The sequence below is a fragment of the Pantoea sp. B_9 genome (genome assembly GCF_008632015.1).
Lineage (GTDB): Bacteria > Pseudomonadota > Gammaproteobacteria > Enterobacterales > Enterobacteriaceae > Pantoea > Pantoea dispersa.
Genome location: NZ_VWVL01000002.1, coordinates 486,951 through 509,582, shown reverse-complemented (window position 1 = coordinate 509,582; position 22,632 = coordinate 486,951). Strand labels below are relative to the sequence as shown.

At 57.8% G+C, this 22,632-nt stretch carries 21 protein-coding genes; 11 read left to right on the top strand and 10 right to left on the bottom strand.

The window, feature by feature from the left end; translation table 11 throughout:
- Positions 1 to 119: 119 nt before the first annotated feature.
- The gene (gene tkt, locus F3I21_RS09230) at positions 120 to 2,129 is read right to left on the bottom strand and encodes a transketolase (RefSeq protein WP_150058735.1); all 2,010 of its coding nucleotides are present in this window, start codon (positions 2,127 to 2,129) and stop codon (positions 120 to 122) included.
- Positions 2,130 to 2,198: 69 nt separating this feature from the next.
- Complete coding sequence (gene tal, locus F3I21_RS09225; protein ID WP_021508067.1) at positions 2,199 to 3,149, bottom strand: transaldolase; 951 nt, start codon at positions 3,147 to 3,149, stop codon at positions 2,199 to 2,201.
- A 352-nt stretch (positions 3,150 to 3,501) separates the two neighbouring features.
- On the opposite strand from tal, the gene maeB reads away from it, so the two are divergent.
- Positions 3,502 to 5,781 carry an NADP-dependent oxaloacetate-decarboxylating malate dehydrogenase gene (gene maeB, locus F3I21_RS09220; protein WP_150058734.1) on the top strand — a complete coding sequence of 760 codons (2,280 nt, stop codon included), beginning with the start codon at positions 3,502 to 3,504 and terminating at the stop codon, positions 5,779 to 5,781.
- A 72-nt stretch (positions 5,782 to 5,853) separates the two neighbouring features.
- Here the strand turns inward: maeB and hemF are convergent, their stop codons facing one another.
- On the bottom strand, positions 5,854 to 6,774 hold the full coding sequence (hemF, locus tag F3I21_RS09215) for an oxygen-dependent coproporphyrinogen oxidase (RefSeq protein WP_058781770.1): 921 nt from the start codon (positions 6,772 to 6,774) through the stop codon (positions 5,854 to 5,856).
- A 47-nt stretch (positions 6,775 to 6,821) separates the two neighbouring features.
- Positions 6,822 to 7,679 (bottom strand): N-acetylmuramoyl-L-alanine amidase AmiA, encoded by an 858-nt coding sequence (amiA, locus tag F3I21_RS09210; protein ID WP_021508070.1) that lies wholly within the window; start codon positions 7,677 to 7,679, stop codon positions 6,822 to 6,824.
- 209 nt (positions 7,680 to 7,888) lie between these two features.
- On the opposite strand from amiA, the gene F3I21_RS09205 reads away from it, so the two are divergent.
- From F3I21_RS09205 to F3I21_RS09160, 10 genes are all read left to right on the top strand, one after another.
- Positions 7,889 to 8,314, top strand: coding sequence for a GNAT family acetyltransferase (locus F3I21_RS09205; protein WP_021508071.1), 426 nt, complete (start codon positions 7,889 to 7,891; stop codon positions 8,312 to 8,314).
- Positions 8,315 to 8,428: 114 nt separating this feature from the next.
- Positions 8,429 to 9,049 carry an RpoE-regulated lipoprotein gene (locus F3I21_RS09200; protein WP_150058733.1) on the top strand — a complete coding sequence of 207 codons (621 nt, stop codon included), beginning with the start codon at positions 8,429 to 8,431 and terminating at the stop codon, positions 9,047 to 9,049.
- 98 nt (positions 9,050 to 9,147) lie between these two features.
- Complete coding sequence (locus tag F3I21_RS09195) at positions 9,148 to 10,050, top strand: Dyp-type peroxidase (protein ID WP_150058732.1); 903 nt, start codon at positions 9,148 to 9,150, stop codon at positions 10,048 to 10,050.
- A 220-nt stretch (positions 10,051 to 10,270) separates the two neighbouring features.
- The gene (locus tag F3I21_RS09190; RefSeq protein WP_141496617.1) at positions 10,271 to 11,287 is read left to right on the top strand and encodes a sulfate ABC transporter substrate-binding protein; all 1,017 of its coding nucleotides are present in this window, start codon (positions 10,271 to 10,273) and stop codon (positions 11,285 to 11,287) included.
- Positions 11,287 to 12,120, top strand: coding sequence for a sulfate/thiosulfate ABC transporter permease CysT (gene cysT, locus F3I21_RS09185; protein WP_021508075.1), 834 nt, complete (start codon positions 11,287 to 11,289; stop codon positions 12,118 to 12,120). The genes F3I21_RS09190 and cysT overlap by 1 nt, the downstream gene beginning before the upstream one ends.
- Positions 12,120 to 12,992 carry a sulfate/thiosulfate ABC transporter permease CysW gene (gene cysW / locus F3I21_RS09180; protein WP_104094123.1) on the top strand — a complete coding sequence of 291 codons (873 nt, stop codon included), beginning with the start codon at positions 12,120 to 12,122 and terminating at the stop codon, positions 12,990 to 12,992. The genes cysT and cysW overlap by 1 nt, the downstream gene beginning before the upstream one ends.
- The gene (gene cysA / locus F3I21_RS09175) at positions 12,982 to 14,070 is read left to right on the top strand and encodes a sulfate/thiosulfate ABC transporter ATP-binding protein CysA (protein WP_058770811.1); all 1,089 of its coding nucleotides are present in this window, start codon (positions 12,982 to 12,984) and stop codon (positions 14,068 to 14,070) included. Before cysW ends, cysA begins: the two co-directional genes overlap by 11 nt.
- Positions 14,071 to 14,142: 72 nt before the next feature.
- Positions 14,143 to 15,027 carry a cysteine synthase CysM gene (gene cysM, locus F3I21_RS09170; protein ID WP_058758351.1) on the top strand — a complete coding sequence of 295 codons (885 nt, stop codon included), beginning with the start codon at positions 14,143 to 14,145 and terminating at the stop codon, positions 15,025 to 15,027.
- Positions 15,028 to 15,200: 173 nt separating this feature from the next.
- Positions 15,201 to 15,881, top strand: coding sequence for a response regulator transcription factor (locus F3I21_RS09165; RefSeq protein ID WP_021508079.1), 681 nt, complete (start codon positions 15,201 to 15,203; stop codon positions 15,879 to 15,881).
- Positions 15,878 to 17,239 (top strand): ATP-binding protein, encoded by a 1,362-nt coding sequence (locus tag F3I21_RS09160; RefSeq protein WP_021508080.1) that lies wholly within the window; start codon positions 15,878 to 15,880, stop codon positions 17,237 to 17,239. The genes F3I21_RS09165 and F3I21_RS09160 overlap by 4 nt, the downstream gene beginning before the upstream one ends.
- 234 nt (positions 17,240 to 17,473) lie before the next feature.
- Here F3I21_RS09160 and crr read toward each other — a convergent pair whose 3' ends face one another.
- The 6 genes from crr to cysZ form a co-directional block, all read right to left on the bottom strand.
- Positions 17,474 to 17,977, bottom strand: coding sequence for a PTS glucose transporter subunit IIA (gene crr, locus F3I21_RS09155; RefSeq protein WP_010617547.1), 504 nt, complete (start codon positions 17,975 to 17,977; stop codon positions 17,474 to 17,476).
- A gap of 42 nt (positions 17,978 to 18,019) precedes the next feature.
- Positions 18,020 to 19,747, bottom strand: coding sequence for a phosphoenolpyruvate-protein phosphotransferase PtsI (gene ptsI, locus F3I21_RS09150; RefSeq protein WP_021508081.1), 1,728 nt, complete (start codon positions 19,745 to 19,747; stop codon positions 18,020 to 18,022).
- Between the two features lie 159 nt (positions 19,748 to 19,906).
- A complete protein-coding gene (gene ptsH, locus F3I21_RS09145) occupies positions 19,907 to 20,164 on the bottom strand; it encodes a phosphocarrier protein Hpr (RefSeq protein ID WP_007889063.1) in 258 nt (85 codons plus the stop codon).
- Positions 20,165 to 20,342: 178 nt separating this feature from the next.
- Positions 20,343 to 20,537 carry a hypothetical protein gene (locus F3I21_RS09140; protein ID WP_021508082.1) on the bottom strand — a complete coding sequence of 65 codons (195 nt, stop codon included), beginning with the start codon at positions 20,535 to 20,537 and terminating at the stop codon, positions 20,343 to 20,345.
- Between the two features lie 16 nt (positions 20,538 to 20,553).
- On the bottom strand, positions 20,554 to 21,525 hold the full coding sequence (gene cysK, locus F3I21_RS09135) for a cysteine synthase A (RefSeq protein WP_150058731.1): 972 nt from the start codon (positions 21,523 to 21,525) through the stop codon (positions 20,554 to 20,556).
- Positions 21,526 to 21,665: 140 nt separating this feature from the next.
- Complete coding sequence (gene cysZ / locus F3I21_RS09130) at positions 21,666 to 22,427, bottom strand: sulfate transporter CysZ (protein ID WP_058758353.1); 762 nt, start codon at positions 22,425 to 22,427, stop codon at positions 21,666 to 21,668.
- Between the last annotated feature and the right edge of the window lie 205 nt (positions 22,428 to 22,632).

Genomic DNA, 22,632 nt, shown 5'->3' with positions numbered 1-22,632 from the left:
GGAGGAAAACCTATAGTAATCAGTTTGCGCAAAGCGGGAAGGGGGCGGGGCGGATTTTTTTCTGTATCAGGCTGTGAAATAAAACGGCCCTCTCCCGGCAGCGGGAAAGGGCCAGACACTCAGGCAGGTTTAAGCAGCGATTCGGCGTGGCTCACCACGTTCTCGACGGTAAAGCCAAAGGCCGGGAACAGCTTGCCGGCTGGCGCCGATTCGCCGAAGGTGGTCATGCCGACAATTTTGCCGTCGATACCGACGTATTTGTACCAGTAGTCGGCAATACCGGCTTCAACCGCCACGCGCGCGCGCACGGTGGAAGGCAGCACCGATTCACGATAGGCCACGTCCTGTTTATCAAACACGTCAGTGCTCGGCAGCGACACCACGCGCACCTTATGGCCGTCGGCGCTGAGTTTCGCTTCGGCGCCCAGCGTGATCTCCACTTCGGAACCGGTGGCAATCAGGATAACGTCCGGCGTGCCGTCACAATCCTTGAGGATGTAGCCACCGCGCGCGATGTTCTCTACCTGTTGCGCGCTGCGCTCCGGCTGCAGCAGGTTCTGACGCGACAGAATCAGCGCGGTCGGACCGTGATGGCGCTCAATCGCCGCTTTCCACGCCACGGCGGTCTCGACCTGATCGCACGGTCGCCAGGTGCTGAAGTTTGGCGTCACGCGCAGGCTGGCCAGCTGTTCAACCGGCTGGTGCGTCGGGCCATCTTCGCCCAGACCAATTGAGTCGTGGGTGTAGACCATAATCTGGCGCGCTTTCATCAGGGCGGCCATGCGCGCTGCGTTACGCGCGTATTCGACGAACATCAGGAAGGTGGCGGTATAAGGCACAAAGCCACCGTGATGCGCGATACCGTTGGCAATCGCCGTCATGCCAAATTCGCGTACGCCGTAATGAATGTAGTTACCGGCGTGATCCTCTTTGATCGGCTTCGAGCCGGACCAGATGGTGAGGTTGCTGGGCGCGAGGTCGGCGGAACCGCCGAGGAACTCCGGCAGCAGTTTACCGAAAGCTTCCAGCGTGTTCTGTGAGGCTTTGCGGCTGGCGATTTTCTGCGGGTTAGCCTGCAGATCGCGAATGAACTGGCTGGTTTTGTTTTCCCATTCCGCCGGCATTTCGCCCTTCAGGCGGCGGCTGAATTCGTCCGCCAGCTGCGGATGCGCCTGCTGATAAGCCGTGAACTTCTCTTCCCAGGATTTCTCCTGCGCGGCCCCGGCTTCTCTGGCATCCCACTGCTGATAAATATCCTGCGGGATTTCGAACGGACCGTAGTTCCAGCCGAGCTGTTTACGCGTCAGCGCCACTTCTTCTTCGCCCAGCGCGGCCCCGTGCGACTCCTCTTTGCCGGCTTTGTTTGGCGAGCCAAAGCCGATCACCGTGCGGCAGATGATCAGCGAAGGCTTGTCGGTGACGCTTTGCGCTTCTTTGATGGCCGCCGCGATGGCATCCGGATCGTGGCCGTCGATGCCTTCGGCGCTGCCCACCACGTGCCAGTTATAAGCTTCAAAACGCTTGTGGGTGTCGTCGGTAAACCAGCCTTCGGTTTCGCCGTCGATGGAGATACCGTTGTGATCGTAGAAGCCAATCAGTTTGCCAAGGCCCAGCGTGCCGGCCAGCGAACAGACTTCGTGCGAGATGCCTTCCATCAGACAGCCGTCACCCATAAATACATAGGTAAAGTGATCGACGATATCGTGGCCCGGCTGGTTGAACTGGGCCGCCAGCGTGCGCTCGGCAATCGCCAGACCGACAGCGTTGGCCAGCCCCTGGCCGAGCGGGCCGGTGGTGGTTTCAACGCCCGGCGTGTAACCAATTTCCGGGTGGCCCGGCGTTTTTGAGTGCAGCTGGCGGAAGTTTTTCAGCTCTTCCAGCGGCAGATCATAGCCGGTGAGATGCAGCAGGCTATACAGCAGCATCGAGCCGTGCCCGTTAGACAGAATGAAGCGATCGCGATCCGCCCAGGCCGGGTTGGTCGGGTTGTGCTTCAGGAAGTCGCGCCACAGCACTTCGGCGATATCAGCCATGCCCATCGGCATACCTGGGTGGCCGGAATTTGCTTTCTGTACCGCATCCATGCTCAGGGCGCGGATCGCGTTAGCCAACTCTCTGCGTGAAGACATAGGGTTCTCCCTTGTGATTGGGCAAAAGCGGACGGGCCGCGACCCGTCCGGCAGAAGGTGAGTTCAGGATTACAGGCGGGCGGCCAGCACGTCTTCCAGCTTCTGCTGGTCGACGGCAAACTGGCGGATACCGTCGGACAGTTTCTCCACGGCCATCGCATCCTGGTTATGCTCCCAGCGGAACTCCGCTTCGGAGAGCGGTGCCGGCTGGTGGAAGCCCTCGGTTGATGGCTCCAGTTTGCGCTCCACCGGTGCTTCGCTATTGGCCAGCTCTTCCAGCAGGTTCGGGGAGATGGTCAGGCGATCGCAGCCGGCCAGCGCCACAATCTGCTCCACTTTACGGAAGCTGGCACCCATGATGACGGTGTTGTAACGGTGCTTTTTGTAGTAGTCGTAAATACGACGCACCGATTTAACGCCCGGGTCTTCGTCGACCACATACGGGTCGAGCGGTTTGCGCGTGTTGTACCAGTCGTAGATTCGGCCGACAAATGGCGAAATCAGGAACACGCCGGCTTCGGCACAGGCGCGCGCCTGGGCGAAGGAGAACAGCAGCGTCAGGTTACAGTTGATGCCGTTCTTCTCCAGCTCTTCCGCCGCTTTGATGCCTTCCCAGGTGGACGCCAGTTTGATCAGAATACGTGAGCGGTCGATGCCGTTCTCTTCATACAGGCGGACCAGTTTCTCCGCTTTGGTCACACACATGCCACGATCGAAAGAGAGGCGCGCATCCACTTCGGTCGAAACACGGCCCGGTACGCTTTTCAGAATTTCCATACCGAGGTTGATCGCCACTTTATCGCTGGCGTTGATGATTTGCGTCTCTTTGCTGCCGCCCTGTTTTTTCGCGTACTCAATGGCGTCATCAATCAGGTGTTTGTAAGCGTCGAGGCCGGCAGCTTTGAGGATCAGGGATGGGTTAGTGGTGGCATCTTCCGGATGGTAATGGCGAATGGATTCGATATCGCCGCTGTCCGCCACCACGGTGGTGAACTGTTTTAATGCATCTAGCTGGTTCATCGCTTAACTCCTTGATTAGCAATAATGTGGGCAAAACAGGCACCCGGGCAGTCATCGTCTTAGGTGCGCCCTTATCGGGGAAGGGAGGTTCCACACAGTGCAACAGACGCCGGATGAAGAAAATGCGTTTTCTCTGATTGTGACGTCGGGGCGCGTTTCTGATAGTCAGGCCTGCCTGATCGGTTCAGCTCAGCGTTTTGCCACCCTTAAGCATAGCAGGCTGTCCCAAAGCCGCAGGCGAAGCCGTGGCAATCCGTGCCCTGGCGACTGTGCGTTCTTTGAGCGCCTTCACCCTCTTTTGCGCCGCGCGTTCTTATACTGAGGGCTTTTCAGCCGTGCAAAAGGATGTCTGATGGACGATCAACTCAAGCAAAGCGCGCTCGATTTTCACCAATATCCCACCCCCGGAAAAATTCAGGTGTCACCCACTAAGCCGCTGGCGACGCAGCGCGATCTGGCACTGGCCTATTCCCCCGGTGTGGCGGCACCCTGTCTGGAAATTGCCGCCGATCCGCTGGCCGCGCACAAATACACCGCGCGCGGCAATCTGGTGGCGGTGATTTCCAACGGCACGGCGGTGCTGGGGCTCGGTAATATTGGCGCGCTGGCCGGCAAGCCAGTGATGGAAGGCAAGGGCGTGCTGTTCAAAAAGTTTGCCGGCATTGATGTGTTCGACATCGAAATCGACGAGCACGACCCGGATAAGCTGATTGAGGTGATCGCCGCGCTGGAACCGACGTTCGGCGGCATCAACCTTGAGGACATTAAAGCGCCGGAGTGTTTTTACATTGAGCAGCAGCTGCGGCAGCGCATGCAGATTCCGGTGTTTCATGACGATCAGCACGGCACCGCCATCATCTGTACCGCGGCAGTGCTTAACGGCCTGAGCATCGTGCATAAGGCGATTGCCGACGTGCGGCTGGTGGTGTCGGGCGCTGGCGCGTCGGCCATTGCCTGCCTCAATCTGCTGGTGGCGCTTGGCATGCAGCAGAAAAATATCGTGGTGTGTGATTCAAAAGGGGTGATTTACCGCGATCGCGAAGCGGACATGACGCCGACCAAAGCCGCCTATGCCGTGGAGGATAGCGGGGCGCGCACGCTGGATGAGGTAATTGGCGGCGCGGATATTTTCCTCGGCTGCTCCGGTCCGAAAGCGCTGACGCCAGAGATGGTGCAGAAGATGGCGCCAAATCCGCTGATTCTGGCGCTGGCCAATCCGGAGCCGGAGATCATGCCACCGCTGGCGAAGCAGGTTCGGCCGGATGCGATTATCTGTACCGGGCGCTCGGATTTCCCCAATCAGGTGAATAACGTGCTGTGCTTCCCGTTCATCTTCCGCGGCGCGCTGGACGTCGGTGCCACCGCCATCAACGAAGAGATGAAGCTGGCGGCGGTACATGCGATTGCCGCTCTGGCGCAGGCGGAACAGAGCGACGTGGTAGCGTCCGCTTACGACGATCAGGATCTGAGCTTTGGCCCGGAATACCTGATTCCCAAACCGTTCGATCCGCGTTTGATTGTGCAGATAGCCCCGGCCGTCGCCAGAGCGGCGATGGATTCCGGCGTGGCGACGCGACCGATTGCTGACTTTGACGCCTACCGCGAGCAGCTCACCGAGTTCGTGTATAAAACCAATCTGTTCATGAAGCCGATCTTCTCACAGGCGCGCAAAGCGCCGCAGCGCGTAGTGCTGGCGGAAGGTGAAGAGGTGCGGGTGCTGCACGCCACTCAGGAGCTGGTGTCGCTCGGGCTGGCGAAGCCGATCCTGATTGGCCGTCCCAACGTGATTGCCATGCGTTTGCAGAAGCAGGGGCTGAAAATCGAGGCCGGGCGTGATTTTGAGATCGTGAACAACGAGTCCGATCCGCGCTTTAAGGCGTACTGGAATGAATATTATCAGCTGATGAAGCGGCGCGGCGTTACGCCGGAAACCGCCCAGCGCGCGGTGATTGGCAATCCCACGCTGATCGGCGCCATCATGGTGCATCGCGGCGAAGCGGACGCGATGATTTGCGGCACCATCGGCGACTACCGCGAACATTATGACGTGGTGGAGAAGGTGTTTGGCTTCCGCGATGACGTCAAGGTCGCCGGGGCGATGAACGCGCTGCTGCTGCCGAGCGGCAACACATTTATTGCCGATACCTATGTGAATGAGGATCCCAGCGCTGAGCAGCTGGCGGATATCACGCTGCTGGCGGCAGAAACCGTGCGGCGTTTCGGCATCGAGCCGCGCGTGGCGCTGCTGTCGCACTCCAGTTTCGGCACTTCGAACGCACCCGGCGCGCGGAAGATGCGCGAGGCGCTGGCGCTGATTCAGCAGCGAGCGCCGGAACTGGAGATTGACGGCGAGATGCACGGCGATGCAGCGCTGGTGGAGAGTATTCGTCGCGAGCTGATGCCGGACAGCCCGCTGAAAGGTACCGCCAATCTGCTGATCATGCCGAACGTTGAGGCCGCACGCATCAGCTACAACCTGCTGCGCGTGTCCTGTTCGGAAGGGGTGACGGTGGGGCCGGTGCTGATGGGCATCCGCAAGCCGGTGCATGTGCTGACGCGCATCGCCTCGGTGCGGCGCATTGTTAACATGGTGGCGCTGGCGGTGGTGGAAGCGCAGACCGAGCCGTTGTGAGCGGCAGGGCGACCCCACGGGGGCGCGTTTTATCGGGTTATTTCGCAGGGTGCGCATGAATGCGCACCTGGCTTATTTTTCCAGCCCCAGCCAATCCTGCACCGGCAGGAAATCGCGGGTCAGCGCGGCTTCCGGGGAGTCGTCGGCGGGTTGATAATCATATTCCCAGCGCACCAGCGGCGGCATCGACATCAGAATCGATTCGGTGCGACCGCCGGTCTGCAGACCGAACAGCGTGCCGCGATCCCACACCAGATTGAACTCAACGTAGCGGCCACGGCGGTAAAGCTGGAACTGACGCTCGCGTTCGCCCCACGCCAGCTCTTTGCGCTTTGCCACAATCGGCTGATAGGCCTGCATGAAACCGTTGCCGACCGCCTGCATGAAATCAAAGCAGTGGTCAAAATCCGGCGTATTCAAATCATCAAAAAACAGGCCGCCAATGCCGCGCTGCTCGTTGCGGTGTTTCAGGTAGAAGTAGTCGTCACACCACTTTTTGTAGCGCGCATAGACGTCATCGCCAAACGGCTGGCACAGATTGAACGCAGTCTGATGCCAGTGCCGGGCATCCTCTGTGAAACCGTAGTAAGGAGTGAGATCGAAACCGCCACCAAACCACCAGACCGGATCGGCGCCCGGCTTTTCGGCAATGAAAAAGCGCACGTTGGCGTGGCTGGTTGGCACATACGGATTTTCCGGATGTACCACCAGCGACACGCCCATCGCTTCGAAGCTGCGGCCCGCCAGCTCCGGGCGGTGCGCGGTGGCTGACGCGGGCATCTGCTCGCCATACACATGGGAGAAATTAACCCCAGCCTGCTCGAACACCTTGCCATTACGCAGCACGCGGCTGCGTCCGCCGCCGCCGCCGGGGCGTTGCCAGGTGTCTTCGGCAAAGCTGGCGCTGCCGTCTTCCGCCGCCAGACCGGCGCAAATGTCATCCTGCAGCGCCAGCAGATAGGCTTTGACGCGCGAAATATCGGGATTGCTCATGGCTCACTCATTGCAAAAATTTGCCGCGATTCTAGCACAAAACGCTATCAGGCCTGGCGACGATCGTACTCATCAAAGTAATTGACGATACCGTCGGCAATCGCCCGGGCAATTTTCTGGCGAAACGCCGTGGTGCCCAACAGCTGTTCTTCACGCGGGTTGGTGATAAACGAGGTTTCCACCAGCACCGACGGAATGGACGGGGATTTTAGCACCGCGAACGCCGCCTGCTCGGTGTGCTGGCTGTGCAGGTGATGCACCGGACGAATCTGGTCCAGCACGTGTTTACCCAGCGTCAGGCTGTTGCGGATGGTATCGGTCTGCACCAGGTCGAACAGGATCTGGTTAAGGTAATTATCTTTTTCCTGGACCGCCGCGCCGCCCACTTTATCGGCGTCGTTTTCGCGCTGTGACATATAGCGCGCCATGGCGCTGCTGGCACCGCGATTGGAGAGGGCAAACACCGATGCACCGTTGGCTTCCGGGCTGGTGTAGCCGTCGGCGTGAATCGACATAAACAGGTTGGCGCCGTGCTGATGCGCAATCTCCACGCGCTGGTAGAGCGGAATGAAGTGGTCGCTGTCGCGCGTCAGCCGCACTTCCACCTTAGGGTGGTTCTGCAGCAGCGTACGCACGGTATTGGCGATCTCCAGTACGATGTGCTTCTCTTCTGAGCCTTCCTGACCCACCGCGCCAGAATCAATGCCGCCGTGACCGGGATCGATCATCACAATGCGCTTGCCGCTGGTGGCCGGTTTCGGCGGCGTATGACGTGCGCTGACGGGCACTGCCGCGCGCGTTTCCTGCGCCTGGACCGCGCGCGGCGACAGCACCGCCAGCGCCAGGCCGGAGAGGATCAGCTGGCGGCGATTGGTCAGGCGCCGCAACAGTGAAATCTTGTTCATTAACATGTCCCTGAGAGTAAACCTGCCCCGTGTTATAGCCTAAGCGCCGTCCGGCGGCGACTGCCGAACCATTTCAGGACATTACTTTGTATTTCAGGCCGCGAATCGCTATTTAGCCGTTTTTTTCAGCCGTTGCGCCCTGCGAGGGTTGCGCCTGGCAAAGAATGCGTGATAATCAGCGAATTGTGCCTCATTGCAGGGTAACGCCGATGGAAATCCGCTCCTTCCGCCAGGAAGATTTTGAAGAAGTCATTACGCTCTGGGAGCGTTGCGATCTGTTACGGCCGTGGAACGATCCGGAACTCGACATCGAACGCAAAATGAACCATGACCCGGAGCTGTTTCTGGTGGCTGAGGTAGGCGGCGAGGTCGTGGGCACGCTGATGGGCGGCTACGATGGCCATCGCGGCTCCGCCTACTATCTGGCGGTGCACCCTGATTATCAGGGCCGGGGATTTGCCAATGCGCTGATGAACCGGCTGGAGAAAAAGCTGATTGCGCGCGGCTGCCCGAAAATCCATCTGATGGTGCGCGAAGAGAACGATCAGGTGGTGGCTTTCTACGAGAAGCTGGATTACGAGCCGGTCGACTCACTGCTGCTGGGCAAACGCCTGATTGAAGACCGTGAATACTGATTCCACGCGTCGCGCGGCCGGGTTTCTGCCCGCCATGCAGCAACAGCGAATAAACTTTTTGCCGGTTTGCGACTCCAACAGGCACGCCAGTCGGCACAAAAGAAAGGAGTTTGCATGAAAGTTGTTCGTCCCGCCCTGCTGGTCAGCGCCCTGGTGCTGGCCGGTTGCGCCAGTTCCGGTTCCTCTTCCCCTGCCAGCACCAGCGAAAGTCACTGGTACAATCCGCTCAGCTATCACTGGTCGTCGCTCAATCCGTTCAGCTGGTTTGGCAGTTCGCTCACCGTCACCGAGCAGGGCGTCGCCGGGCTGAACAGCAACACGGCAATGTCGGAGTCCGCCATTAGCGCCGCGCTGAACAATGATTATCAGCTGCGTCAGGGTATGCGCACGCAGAACGGGCAGGTGGTGGATTTCTGGCAGGCGCTGGATGACGGTAAGGTTAAGCTGGTGATTAATGGCCAGCACAGCGTCGAGCGCATTGAAGTGCTCGATAGCGACGCACGCAGCGCCGACGGCAGTAAAATCGGTGATGCGTTCAGCGATAAATTCAGCAAAGCGTTTGATAACTGCAAAATGGTTGCCGGGCTGGATGTGCGCGATGTTGAGTGCCGCGCGCCGGGTAGTCAGCATATCGCCTATATCTACAGCGGCGAGTGGCACGGTCCGACCGGGCTGATGCCGTCAGATGATACGTTAAAAAGCTGGAAAATCAGTAAGATCGTCTGGCAGCGTTAACTGGCGAAAAAATTGCGTTAACGCATCTTCTGCGCAGGGCTTTCCGGTATGATACCGGCGAAAAAACGCCGTTAACTTTTATGCCGGAGAGCATTGTCATGTCTCAGTTTCAGAGCGGGATCCTGCTGGAGCACCGCCGTTTCGCCATTTGGCTGGAAGCCCGCGCCACGGGCGACCTCGCTGCGCTGCGTCAGGGTTGCCACGCCTTTCTGCAACAGCTGGCTGCGCTACAGCAGCAATTCCCGGACGCCGGTCTTGGTGCGGTCATCGCCTTTGGTGATGCGCTGTGGCGCGATCTGCAGGGCACCGACTCAGCTCCCGAACTCAAAGCTTTCACGCCGCTCGGCAAAGGTGCGGCACCGGCGACCCAGCGCGATCTGTTGATCCATATTCAGTCGCTGCGTCACGACGTGAACTTTTCGCTGGCGCAGGCGGCGCTGACGGCGTTTGCCGGCGCGGTCGCCATTGAAGAAGAGACGCACGGTTTCCGCTGGGTCGAAGATCGCGATCTTTCCGGTTTTGTTGATGGCACCGAAAACCCGCAGGGCGAGGCGCGCCAGCAGGTGGCGATCATTGCTGATGGCGCGGATGCCGGCGGCAGCTATGTGTTTACCCAGCGCTGGGAGCACAACCTGCCGCAGTTCAACCGGCTGGCGATTGATAAGCAGGAAGCGATTATTGGCCGCACCAAACAGGACAATGAAGAGCTGCCGGGCGATCAGCGGCTGGCGACGTCGCACCTGAGCCGCGTGGATTTGAAAGAAGCGGGCAAAGGCCTGAAGATTCTGCGCCAGAGCCTGCCGTACGGCACCGCCAGCGGTCGCCACGGTCTCTATTTTATTTCGTACTGTCATCGCCTATATAACATTGAGCAGCAGCTGCTGAGCATGTTTGGCGAGCGCGACGGCAAGATGGATGCCATGTTACGGTTCACCAAACCGGTGAGCGGCAGCTACTTCTTTGCCCCTTCGCTGACGGCGCTGCAGGCGCTGTCACGTTAATTCCCAGCGTTTTACCGGTGCGCCGCCGTGCGCACCACATCTCCGCTTGACGCGGCTCAGTTAATCCCGCCCTGCGCATAAACTCTGCCGCTGGCTTATGCCTTTTTAGACTTTGAAATCCCTAAACGATATATAAAACCGTTACAGCTTTCGCCAGAGTTATAAATACACTGACAGCATCTAATGGCATAGGCTCGAACTCCATTTCTCAGGGTGCAGCATGACACGTTCGGTTTCGAAAAAATGGCTTGGCGGTATAGCGCTGTCGCTGAGTTTAGCGGGCGCGGCACAGGCAACAGAGCTGCTCAATAGCTCTTACGATGTGTCACGTGAACTGTTTGTTGCCCTGAATGCGCCGTTTGAACAGCAGTGGGATGCGGCTCACCCTGACGACAAGCTGACCATTAAACAGTCACATGCGGGTTCCTCAAAACAGGCGCTGGCCATTCTGCAGGGGCTGCGTGCCGATGTCGTGACCTATAATCAGGTGACCGATGTGCAGGTGCTGCACGACAAAGGCAACCTGATCCCGGCCGACTGGCAGAGCCGTCTGCCCAACAGCAGCTCACCGTTTTATTCCACCATGGCGTTCCTGGTGCGCAAGGGGAATCCAAAGCAGATTCACGACTGGGCCGATCTGGCGCGCGATAACGTGAAACTGATTTTCCCGAATCCGAAAACCTCCGGTAACGGCCGTTACACCTATCTGGCCGCGTGGGGCGCTGCCGACCAGGCGGACGGCAAAGATCAGGCCAAAACTGAAGCGTTTATGACCAGGTTCCTGAAAAACGTTGAAGTGTTTGATACCGGCGGCCGTGGTGCCACTACCACCTTTGCCGAGCGCGGGCTGGGCGATGTGCTGATCAGCTTTGAATCGGAAGTGAACAATATCCGTAATCAGTACGGTAAAGACCAATACGAAGTGATTGTGCCGAAAACCAACATCCTCGCTGAATTCCCGGTCGCGTGGGTCGATAAGAACGTCGAACACAACGGCACGGCGGAAGCGGCGAAAGCCTATCTTAACTACCTCTACACGCCGCAGGCGCAGAAAATCATCACCGGCTTTTACTATCGCGTGAATAACCCGCAGCTGATGGCGGAGCAGAAAGATCGCTTCCCGCAGACTGCGCTGTTCAATGTTAATGACGCGTTTGGCGGCTGGCCGCAGGTGATGAAAACCCACTTCGCCAGCGGCGGTGAGCTGGATAAATTACTGGCAGCGGGGCGCGGCTGATGTTGGCTTCTGCACAGAAACGCGTTCTGCCCGGTTTTGGTCTCAGCCTCGGCACCAGCCTGCTGTTTACCTGCCTGATTCTGCTGCTGCCGATCAGCGCGCTGATCATGCAGTTGTCGCAGATGACGCTGGCGCAGTACTGGCAGGTGATCAGCAATCCGCAACTGGTGGCGGCGTATAAAGTCACGCTGCTGTCAGCGGGCGTGGCCTCGCTGTTTAACGCGGTGTTTGGCATGCTGATGGCGTGGATTCTGACCCGCTATCGCTTTCCCGGCCGTACGCTGCTGGATGGCCTGATGGACCTGCCGTTTGCGCTGCCGACGGCGGTGGCCGGCCTGACGCTGGCCGGACTGTTTTCGGTTAACGGCTGGTACGGTCAGTGGCTGGCGCATTTTGATATCAAAGTGTCTTACACCTGGCTCGGTATCGCGGTGGCGATGGCGTTCACCAGCATTCCGTTTGTGGTGCGTACCGTGCAGCCGGTGCTGGAAGAGTTAGGCCCGGAGTATGAGGAAGCGGCGGAAACCCTCGGTGCCACGCCGTGGCAGAGTTTCCGGCGCGTGGTGCTGCCGGAAGTCGCGCCGGCGCTGCTGGCCGGGACCGCGCTGTCGTTTACCCGCAGCCTCGGTGAATTTGGCGCGGTGATCTTTATCGCCGGTAACATCGCCTGGAAAACTGAAGTGACCTCGCTGATGATTTTTGTTCGCCTGCAGGAGTTTGATTATCCGGCCGCCAGCGCCATCGCTTCGGTGATCCTCGCGGCATCGTTGCTGCTGCTGTTTGCGATTAACACTCTGCAGAGCCGCTTTGGCCGCCGTCTGGGAGGTCACTGATGGCTGAGATTTCACAGATCAATCATGCCGAGCGTCAGCCGGTGAACTGGGGCAAATGGCTGCTGATCGGCATTGGCGTGCTGGTATCGATTGGCCTGCTGGTGGTGCCGATGATCTCCATCTTCTGGGAGGCGCTGGGACAGGGCATCGGCAAGGCTTTTAGCAACCTGCAGGATGGTGACATGCTGCATGCTATCTGGCTGACGGTGCTGGTGGCGCTGATTACCGTGCCGGTAAACCTAGTGTTCGGCACGCTGCTGGCCTGGCTGGTGACGCGCTTCACTTTCCCCGGTCGCCAGCTGCTGCTGACGCTGTTTGATATTCCGTTTGCCGTGTCGCCGGTGGTGGCCGGTCTGATGTATCTGCTGTTCTGGGGCGTGAACGGCCCGGCTGGCGGCTGGCTTGATGCGCACAACATCCAGGTGATGTTTGCCTGGCCGGGTATGGTGCTGGCGACGATTTTCGTTACCTGTCCGTTTGTGGTGCGCGAGCTGGTGCCGGTGATGCTGAGCCAGGGCAGCCACGAAGATGAAGCCGCCGTGCTGCTGGGCGCGTCTGGCTGGCAGATGTTCCGCCGCGTGACGCTGCCAAATATCCGCTGGGCGCTGCTGTACGGCGTGGTGCTGACCAACGCGCGCGCCATCGGCGAATTTGGTGCGGTATCGGTAGTGTCCGGCTCGATTCGCGGCGAAACCTATACCTTACCTTTACAGGTTGAATTACTGCATCAGGATTACAACACCGTGGGCGCTTTTACCGCCGCCGCGCTGCTGACCCTGATGGCAATTGTGACGCTGTTTCTGAAAAGCGTGGTGCAGTGGCGATTAGAGCATCAGCAGAAGCGCCAACAGGAGGAAAATCATGAGCATTGAGATTAAACACATTAATAAAGCATTTGGCCGCACGCCGGTGCTGAACGATATCTCTCTGGATATTCCTTCCGGCAAGATGGTGGCGCTGCTCGGACCGTCCGGTTCCGGTAAAACCACGCTGCTGCGCATTATCGCCGGGCTGGAGCACCAGAACAGCGGGCAGATCCATTTTCATGGCAAAGACGTCAGCCGCACGCACGCACGCGATCGTCAGGTCGGCTTTGTGTTTCAGCACTATGCGCTGTTCCGCCATATGACGGTGTTCGACAACATCGCCTTTGGTCTGACGGTGCTGCCGCGCCGCGAGCGTCCGAACAGCGCCGAAATTAAGCAGCGCGTTACCCGTCTGCTGGAGATGGTGCAGCTGGCACATCTGGCCAACCGCTACCCGGCACAGCTCTCCGGTGGACAGAAACAGCGCGTGGCGCTGGCGCGTGCGCTGGCGGTTGAGCCGCAGATTCTGCTGCTGGACGAACCCTTTGGCGCGCTGGATGCCCAGGTACGTAAAGAGCTGCGCCGCTGGCTGCGTCAGCTGCATGAAGAGCTGAAATTTACCAGCGTGTTTGTGACCCACGACCAGGAAGAAGCGATGGAAGTGGCGGATAGCGTGGTGGTAATGAGTCAGGGCAATATTGAGCAGGTGGGCGCACCGGATGACGTGTGGCGCGAACCCGCCACCCGCTTCGTGCTGGAGTTCCTCGGCGAAGTGAACCGCTTTGACGGCGAAGTGCACGGCTCGCAGTTCCATGTGGGCGCGCATCGCTGGCCGCTGGGCTATACGCCAGCGCATCAGGGCGACGTGGAGCTGTTCCTGCGTCCGTGGGAAGTGGACGTGTCACGCCAGAGTAGCCTGGAGACGCCGTTACCGGTGCAGGTGCTGGAGATCAGTCCGCGTGGCCACTTCTGGCAGCTGGTGGTTCAGCCCGTCGGCTGGCAGAGCGAGCCAATCTCGGTAGTGTTTGCCGGTGAACAGACGGCGCCAATCCGCGGCGAACGGCTGTTTGTTGGTCTGCAACAGGCACGTATCTACCAGGGCACCACGCCGCTGCGCCCGGTTGCCTTTGCCGAAAGCGCCTGATATTTTTGTCACTCCTTCGGGCGGGATTTTCCCGCCCGATTTATTTGTACTCCTTTCGGCTGGAATGACACCGTGACCACTCTGGAAAACACCATCGGCAATACGCCGCTGATTAAGTTGCAGCGCCTGACGCCGGATAACGGCAGTGAAATCTGGCTCAAGCTGGAAGGCAACAATCCGGCAGGTTCGGTGAAAGATCGCGCGGCCTGGTCGATGATCCACCACGCTGAGTTGCGGGGTGAAATCCAGCCCGGCGATACTCTGATTGAGGCCACCAGCGGCAATACCGGCATTGCGCTGGCGATGATTGCCGCGCTGAAAGGCTACCGGTTACGCCTGCTGATGCCGGAGAACATGAGCCAGGAGCGTCAGGATGCGATGCGCGCCTACGGGGCTGAGCTGGTTTTGGTGACCCGCGAGCAGGGCATGGAGGGCGCGCGCGATCTGGCGCAGGCCATGGCGCAGCGCGGCGAAGGCAAAGTGCTGGATCAGTTTAATAATCCCGACAACCCGCTCGGTCACTATCTCACCACCGGTCCGGAGATCTGGCAGCAAAGCCACGGTCGTATGACACATTTTGTCTCCAGCATGGGCACCACCGGCACCATCAGCGGCGTCGGGCGCTATTTGAAAGAGTTTGCCCCGGCGGTGAAAGTGATTGGTTTGCAGCCGCAGGAGGGCAGCAGTATTCCCGGTATTCGTCGCTGGCCGGCGGCCTATCTGCCGGGGATTTTTCGTCCGGAACTGGTGGATGAAGTGATAGATATGGCGCAGCAGGAGGCGGAAGAGACCATGCGCGCGCTGGCGCAGCGCGAAGGCATTTTCTGCGGCGTCAGTTCAGGTGGGGCAGTGGCTGGCGCATTGCGCATCGCGACAGCGCAGCCGGGCAGTGTGGTTGTCGCCATTGTCTGCGATCGCGGCGATCGCTATCTCTCCACCGGTGTTTTTCACCGCTAGTTCCCCCCGCCTGTTTCTGGCTTCGTGCGCCCTGTGACGCGGCGTACGGGCCATTTTTGTCTATAGTCTCCCTAAGCATGTTCTGACGCGATCACTGTAAGGATCGCGTAAAACCGGCTGCTTTCCCGCGGCACTCAGGACAAAATAGCGGCAATTTTGTACGAGAGAAAAAGATGAAAATCCTGCTTGTTGATGACGATGTTGAACTTGGCACCATGCTGAGCCAGTACCTGATTGCCGAAGGTTTTGAAACCCAGCTGGTGCTGACCGGCAGCGCCGGGATTGAAGGGGCGTTATCCGGACACTACACCGCGATGATTCTCGACATCATGCTGCCGGATATGAGCGGTATTGATGTGCTGCGTCAGGTGCGGCAGAACAGCCGCCTGCCGGTGATCATGCTGACGGCGAAGGGCGACAATATCGACCGCGTTATCGGCCTGGAGATGGGCGCGGACGACTACGTGCCCAAACCCTGCTATCCGCGCGAGCTGGTGGCGCGTCTGCGCGCGGTGCTGCGTCGCTTTGAAGATCAGGCACCGGTGCCGGACAAGAAAGAGGTCCTGCGCTGGGGCGATCTCAGCCTGAACCCGGCTACGCGTATCACGGAGTGGCAGGGCAAAGCTTTTGATCTCACCGCGTCTGAGTTCAATCTGCTGGATCTGCTGCTGCGCGCACCGGACCGCGTGGTGTCCAAAGATGAGCTGTCGGAGAAGGGGCTGGGCCGACCGCGTGAAGCTTACGATCGCAGCGTGGACGTGCACATCAGCAATATCCGCCAGAAGCTGGCTGCGCTGACCGCAGACAGCGTGAATATTGAAACCGTGCGCAGCATTGGTTATCGCATTCGATGAAACACAGCTACCGTGGCCGCATGTTCTGGAAGATCCTGCTGGGCTTCTGGATTGTGTTTGTGATTATCAGCCAGCTGCTGTGGCTGGGCTTTACCTTGTCAGGAAACCGTCACGAGCCGCCGGAGATTGTGGCGGTACGTCGAATCGTTAATCTGCAAATGGCTTCGGCGGTATCGGTACTGGAGCGCGGCGGCCCCAGCTCGCTCGACGATATGATGGCCGACTGGGAGCCGAACGATCGCCAGTTTTTCTCGGTGATTCAGCACGCCAGACCGGCCACTACGCCGGACAATGCGCCGCCGGAGACCTTTAATCAGCCGTTTCACGGCCCATTTCCGCAGGTGATTGTGCGCTGGGTGAAGGGCGCTGACGGTAAAGAGTACGAACTGCGCTATGACGTCAAAGGGCTGCGCGAGGACAGTTCAATGGGCGGCGGAGGCCCGCGTCGTATTCTGAATATCCCCGAGCCGATGTTTACCTTTGCCGGCGCGCTGGGGCTGCTGTTCAGTCTGCTGCTGGCGTGGAACCTGACGCGACCAATGCGTCAGCTGCGCGAGGGGTTTGCCCGCGTGTCGCGCGGTGATTTGTCGGTGCGGCTCTATCCGGTGATGCGCCGCCGCCATGATGAGCTGTCGATTGTGGCCCAGGATTTTGATGCGATGGTGGAGCGGCTGGATACGCTGGTGAAAGCGCGCGAGGAGCTGCTGCACGATATCTCCCACGAGCTGCGCTCCCCGCTGGCGCGCCTGCAGTTAGCCACCGGTCTGGCGCGTCAGACGCCGGAGTCGGTAGCATCCTCACTGAATCGCATCGACGAGGAGGCGCGCCGTCTGGATAAGATGATCGGCGAACTGCTGACGCTGTCGCGCGCTGAGCATGAGAGCATGCCTGGCGAGCAGTATTTTGACCTGACCGGTCTGCTGCATGCGGTGGTAACCGATGTGCGCTACGAAGCGCAGATCCCCGGTGTGCACGTAGATTTTCTGGTGGATGAGAACGCGGATTACACCGTGCGCGGTAATGCTGAGCTGATCCGCCGCGGCGTGGAGAATGTGCTGCGCAACGCGCTGCGTTTCTCGCATCAGGGGCAGCATATCAGCGTGCAGTTGCAGGCGGAGAATCAGTGGCTGGCGATTCGCGTGCGCGATCAGGGGCCGGGCGTGGATGATGAGAAGCTGTCGAGTATCTTCGATCCGTTCGTTCGGGTGAATTCACCGCTAATGGGCAAAGGCTACGGGCTGGGGCTGTCGATCGTGCGCAAAGTGGTTCTGGCCCATCACGGCGAAGTTCAGGCGGTGAATCGTCCAGAAGGCGGGCTGGAAGTGACGCTGCGGCTGCCGCGCTGGAAGCAGGCGTAAATCATCACGCCAGGCGCAGGCGGTCAGGACGACCGGACAGATCGCAAAGACGGCATAAACCGTCCCTGGGCCTCGGCCCGCGCCATCCATGGCGCGGGCCGAGGCCCGGTCGTCCTGCCCTCAAACAGGCACGGTGCGCTTTGCCAGAAGCGCTCGCCTGCAAATCATTCATCAACGTGTGAAACAAACAAAAACGGCACCCATTGGGTGCCGTTTTTACGCAATTAGCGCGGTTTACTTCCTGATGCGGATAACCGGCGTTTCGCCCACGGTAACCTGACCGGAGAGTTTCACCAGGTCTTTGATCTCATCCATATTCGAGATCACGACCGGGGTCAGCGTGGATTTGGCTTTCTCTTCCAGCAGCGGCAGATCAAACTCGATCACCACATCGCCTTTTTTCACTTTCTGGCCTTCTTCAGCGATGCGTTTGAAGCCTTCACCTTTCAGTTCTACCGTGTCGATACCGAAGTGCACGAACAGTTCGATGCCGTTATCAGACTCGATAGAAAACGCGTGGTTGGTTTCGAAAATCTTGCCGATAGTGCCATCCACTGGTGCAACCATTTTGTTGCCAGTAGGTTTGATGGCGATACCATCACCGACGATTTTCTCTGCGAATACCACATCAGGTACGTCTTCGATATTCACGATTTCGCCTGACAGAGGCGCAACGATATCGATAGTCCCTGACGCGCTCTCTGATTTATCGCCAAAAAGTTTAGAAAACAAACCCATGATCTTCTCCTAAGCAGTAATTTGGGGCCAGCGTCTCGTGGATCAGCAGAGCGTTTTTTCTTTGATGAACTTGTTCACCAGGTTCATCAAATCTTCCGCTGTGGGTTGAGCCAGAGCCTGCTCTGCCAGTGCCTTCGCATCTTCGAAATTGGTATTGCGAATGATCTTCTTGATGCTTGGGATTGAAATGGCACTCATGCTGAATTCGTCCAGCCCCATTCCCAGTAACAGTAGTGTAGCACGTTCATCACCAGCCAGCTCACCACACATGCCGGTCCATTTCCCTTCGGCATGTGATGCGTCGATCACTTGCTTAATGAGGCCCAGTACAGATGGCGTCATTGGGTTATAGAGGTGTGAAATCAAATCATTACCACGATCGACCGCCAGAGTATACTGCGTCAGGTCATTTGTCCCAATACTAAAGAAGTCGACTTCTTTCGCCAGATGGCGGGCAATCACTGCGGAAGCCGGGGTTTCCACCATGATGCCCACTTCAATGGACTCATCAAAGGCTTTACCTTCTTCACGCAGTTGTGCCTTCAGCATCTCCAGCTCAGCCTTCAGGAAGCGCACTTCTTCAACCGAAATGATCATCGGGAACATGATGCGCAGTTTGCCGAAGGAAGACGCACGCAGAATGGCGCGCAGCTGGGCATGCAGAATCTCTTTGCGGTCCATGGCGATACGAATCGCACGCCAGCCGAGGAACGGGTTCTCTTCTTTTGGCAGGTTCATGTACGGCAGATCTTTGTCGCCGCCGATGTCCATGGTACGCACGATCACGGCCTGGGAACCCATCGCTTCCGCCACGGCTTTGTAAGCCTGGAACTGCTCTTCTTCGCTTGGCAGCGAATCGCGGTCCATGAACAGGAATTCAGTACGGTACAGACCTACACCTTCCGCGCCGTTGCGCTCAGCACCGGCGACATCACGCACGGTACCGATGTTGGCGCACACTTCAACCTGATGTCCGTCCAGCGTAATCGCTGGCAGATCTTTCAGTTTCGCCAGCTCGTGCTTCTCAGACAGATACTGCGTCTGAATCGCTTTCAGCTCTTCCTGCACGTCGTCGGTCGGATTGACGTAAATCTTGTTGTTCACGCCATCGATAATCAGGAAATCACCGTTTTTCACGGTAGCGGTCACATTGCCGGTGCCGACAATCGCAGGCAGCTCCAGCGAACGCGCCATAATCGAGGTGTGTGAAGTACGGCCACCCAGATCGGTAATAAAGCCCAGCACCTTTTTCAGGTTCAGCTGTGCGGTTTCGGATGGCGTCAGATCTTTCGCCACCAGAATGGATTCGTCAGCAATGGCGCTCAGGTCAACGATATGCAGACCCAGAATGTTTTGCAGCAGACGCTTGCCGATGTCACGTACGTCAGCCGCGCGCTCTTTCAGATATTCGTCGTCGAGCTCTTCCAGCGCTTTCGCCTGGCCTTCAACCACAGAGTGGGCGGCGGCGTCAGCGGTTACGTGATCTTTTTTAATCAGGTCGATGATTTCCTGCTCAAGCTCTTCGTCTTCGAGCAGCATGATGTGACCTTCAAAGATCGCCGCTTTCTCTTCACCGAAGGTTTCACCGGCTTTCACACGGATGGCTTCAAGCTGCCCGGCTGCTTTGCTGCGACCGTCGAGGAAGCGCTGAACTTCCTGCTCAACCTGGTCGTCAGTAATCTTTTTACGGCTGATGACGATCTCGTCTTCCTTCAGCAGCAGTGCTTTGCCGAAAGCGATACCCGGTGATGCTAAAATGCCTGAAATCATAACCCTACCTTTTAATCACGATGGCTCATTGACCCAATGCGTTGCCACTGTCGCGGAGCAGTACTCTAAGGAAGCAATAACGCGGACAGGTTGTCCGCGATCAACATAATTGCACTCAATGGGGCAAAGGAGTCGGTTTAATGGCTTGCCGGAGCGGAATTACTCCAGTTCAGCCATCAGTTTGACCAGATGCTCAACCGCCTGCTGCTCGTCTTCACCTTCTGCAGAAAGCGTAACAACCGTACCCTGAGTCAGACCCAGAGTCTGCAGTTTGAACAGGCTTTTCGCGCTGGCAGATTTGCCGTTAGAAGTAACGGTGATTTCAGACTGGAAAGCCTTTGCTTCTTTCACGAACTGAGCTGCAGGACGGGTATGGAGGCCGTTAGGTGCGGTAATGGTAACTTCTTGCTGGAACATTCTATTTCCCCAACTTTATCAGGTTTGGTGTTATGGATCTAAAGTCTAGCCTGGAGCCGTAACTTTAGCCTGTGTAGGTGCGCTGGTACGGCATCACGCTGACCAAAAAATGCGCTTGAATGAAAAAGTCATTTTTTCGATGACGGATCAAAACTGCTGCAATACGTCACTTTGCTGATTATGCCGTGATTCGCCGTTTCACCAAATCAGTAAATCGATTCAGCTTGATCCACTTCAAAGGCAGATTAATTTCAGGCACCGAAATAATTGGCTGCTTAAATACCAGAGCCGCATCACTGAAATCAATCTGCCCGGTGGTAAAAGTGAGATCTGCGCCACAAAAAAGCACCCATTTGGGTGCTTTTTTCATCATTTTCAGACTCTGGCGTTTACTGTTGCAGCTCTTTTTCGGTGAACAGATCGGCAAACAGCGCGGTACTGAGATAGCGTTCGCCGGAAGAGGGCAGAATCACCACGATATTTTTATTGGCGAAGGCTTCATCTTCCTGCAGCTTAAGGGCAGCCGCCACCGCTGCACCGGAAGAGATACCGGCCAGAATGCCTTCTTCTTCCATCAACTGACGCGCGGTGCTGATCGCTTCTTCATTGGTGATGGCCACCACGCGGTCAATCAGTTTCAGGTCAAGGTTGCCCGGAATAAAACCGGCACCGATGCCCTGAATCTTATGCGGACCCGGTTTGATCTCTTCTCCCGCCAGCGCCTGTGCGATGACCGGGGAATCCGTAGGCTCAACGGCCACGGTGATCAAATCCTGCTTGCCTTTGGTGTTCTTGATGTAGCGGCTCACGCCGGTCAGCGTACCACCGGTGCCCACGCCGGCAATGAAAACGTCTACGGCGCCGTCAGTGTCTTCCCAGATCTCCGGGCCAGTAGTCTTTTCGTGAATTTCCGGGTTGGCCGGGTTGCTGAACTGCTGCAGCAGCACATATTTGTCCGGATCGCTGGCAACAATCTCTTCTGCTTTAGCGATGGCGCCCTTCATGCCTTTTGGCCCTTCGGTCAGCACCAGATTGGCGCCCAGCGCTTTCAGCAGCTTGCGACGTTCAATCGACATGGTCTCAGGCATGGTCAGCGTTAGCTTGTAGCCGCGCGCAGCGGCGACATAGGCCAGCGCAATGCCGGTGTTGCCGCTGGTTGGCTCTACCAGCTCAACGCCCGGTTTCAGAATACCGCATTTTTCTGCGTCCCAAATCATATTGGCACCGATACGGCATTTAACGCTGAAGCTCGGGTTACGCGACTCGACCTTCGCCAGAATGCGTCCATTACCGATGCGGTTCAGTCGAACCAGCGGCGTATGACCAATTGTCAGAGAGTTGTCTTCATAGATCTTACTCATAGCCCGTCCTTAACTGTATGAAATATTGGGAACCCTCAGAGCATACCTGTTCTGACCCCCGGCGGAAGGAAAGAAATCGTATATCTATATAGCCTGCGACCATAAGCCTGATGCAAAAATGCATAAGGCTTTTTGATGCATTATAGATGACGCGCATGCTGGCTGCGGTAGCGATCGACCCACATGGCGGTCGCGCCGCATACCGCGACCGGCATGATGGCGAGATTGAGGACCGGAATCATGGTGAACAGACTGACCAGCGCGCCAAACTGCATATTGGCGGTTTTATGCTGACGCAGCGCGTTACGCATCTGAGGAAAACTGACTTTGTGGTTGTCGAACGGATAGTCGCAATATTGTATCGATAGCATCCAGGCGCTAAACAGAAACCACAACACCGGCGCCACGGTCTGGCCAAAGCCGGGGATAAAATAGAGCAGCAGCAGGCCCAGTGCGCGCGGCAAATAGTAGCCGAGCTTCTGTAACTCGCGCTTCATGATGCGCGGGATGTCTTTCATCATGCCGAGCCAGCCACTGTCCGGCAGGGGTTTTCCGGTCAGACGTCCTTCCAGCTGCTCCGCCAGCAGGCCGCAAAACGGCGCGGCAATCCAGTTGGCGATGGTGGAGAAGAAATAGCTGAATACCAGCACAATCGAAATTACCGACAGCGGCCAAAGCAGATAGCTCAGCCACTGCAGCCAGTCCGGCACGTGCGACATCAGCCGGGGAATCCACTGGCCGAGGCGCTGAAACAGCCAGATAAACGCACCGCCCAGCAGCACAATGTTTACCAGCAGCGGGATGATGACGTAGCGGCGGATACCGGGCAGACGCACCAGTTTCCAGCCCTGGGCAAAATAATGAATACCATTCATGGATGAGACCGAATTCTCAGCGGGCATAGCGAGCCTTTCTCCTTTATGTAGCGGCGCCAACATCATAACCTGGCTTTTTATCGGTGACAGGCGCACTTTGCGCGAAAAAACAGCAAAAAAGCGTGGGGCAGCTATCTTATTTGTCAGAAAATACTGCACAGACTTGCACTTGTGTAGCTGGGCAAATACAGTTAGAGGATAAAGTTTGCCGTGGTGGCAAGGTATTGGAACA

Coding starts and splice junctions, on each gene's coding strand:
- F3I21_RS09190 (WP_141496617.1), top strand. CDS start 10,271: ATGACACGTTCGGTTTCGAAAAAATGGCTTGGCGGTATAGCGCTGTCG.
- hemF (WP_058781770.1), bottom strand. CDS start 6,774: ATGAGCAATCCCGATATTTCGCGCGTCAAAGCCTATCTGCTGGCGCTG.
- maeB (WP_150058734.1), top strand. CDS start 3,502: ATGGACGATCAACTCAAGCAAAGCGCGCTCGATTTTCACCAATATCCC.
- amiA (WP_021508070.1), bottom strand. CDS start 7,679: ATGAACAAGATTTCACTGTTGCGGCGCCTGACCAATCGCCGCCAGCTG.
- ptsH (WP_007889063.1), bottom strand. CDS start 20,164: ATGTTCCAGCAAGAAGTTACCATTACCGCACCTAACGGCCTCCATACC.
- F3I21_RS09200 (WP_150058733.1), top strand. CDS start 8,429: ATGAAAGTTGTTCGTCCCGCCCTGCTGGTCAGCGCCCTGGTGCTGGCC.
- cysW (WP_104094123.1), top strand. CDS start 12,120: ATGGCTGAGATTTCACAGATCAATCATGCCGAGCGTCAGCCGGTGAAC.
- F3I21_RS09165 (WP_021508079.1), top strand. CDS start 15,201: ATGAAAATCCTGCTTGTTGATGACGATGTTGAACTTGGCACCATGCTG.
- ptsI (WP_021508081.1), bottom strand. CDS start 19,747: ATGATTTCAGGCATTTTAGCATCACCGGGTATCGCTTTCGGCAAAGCA.
- tkt (WP_150058735.1), bottom strand. CDS start 2,129: ATGTCTTCACGCAGAGAGTTGGCTAACGCGATCCGCGCCCTGAGCATG.
- F3I21_RS09195 (WP_150058732.1), top strand. CDS start 9,148: ATGTCTCAGTTTCAGAGCGGGATCCTGCTGGAGCACCGCCGTTTCGCC.
- cysZ (WP_058758353.1), bottom strand. CDS start 22,427: ATGCCCGCTGAGAATTCGGTCTCATCCATGAATGGTATTCATTATTTT.
- F3I21_RS09205 (WP_021508071.1), top strand. CDS start 7,889: ATGGAAATCCGCTCCTTCCGCCAGGAAGATTTTGAAGAAGTCATTACG.
- crr (WP_010617547.1), bottom strand. CDS start 17,977: ATGGGTTTGTTTTCTAAACTTTTTGGCGATAAATCAGAGAGCGCGTCA.
- F3I21_RS09160 (WP_021508080.1), top strand. CDS start 15,878: ATGAAACACAGCTACCGTGGCCGCATGTTCTGGAAGATCCTGCTGGGC.
- cysT (WP_021508075.1), top strand. CDS start 11,287: ATGTTGGCTTCTGCACAGAAACGCGTTCTGCCCGGTTTTGGTCTCAGC.
- F3I21_RS09140 (WP_021508082.1), bottom strand. CDS start 20,537: ATGATGAAAAAAGCACCCAAATGGGTGCTTTTTTGTGGCGCAGATCTC.
- tal (WP_021508067.1), bottom strand. CDS start 3,149: ATGAACCAGCTAGATGCATTAAAACAGTTCACCACCGTGGTGGCGGAC.
- cysK (WP_150058731.1), bottom strand. CDS start 21,525: ATGAGTAAGATCTATGAAGACAACTCTCTGACAATTGGTCATACGCCG.
- cysA (WP_058770811.1), top strand. CDS start 12,982: ATGAGCATTGAGATTAAACACATTAATAAAGCATTTGGCCGCACGCCG.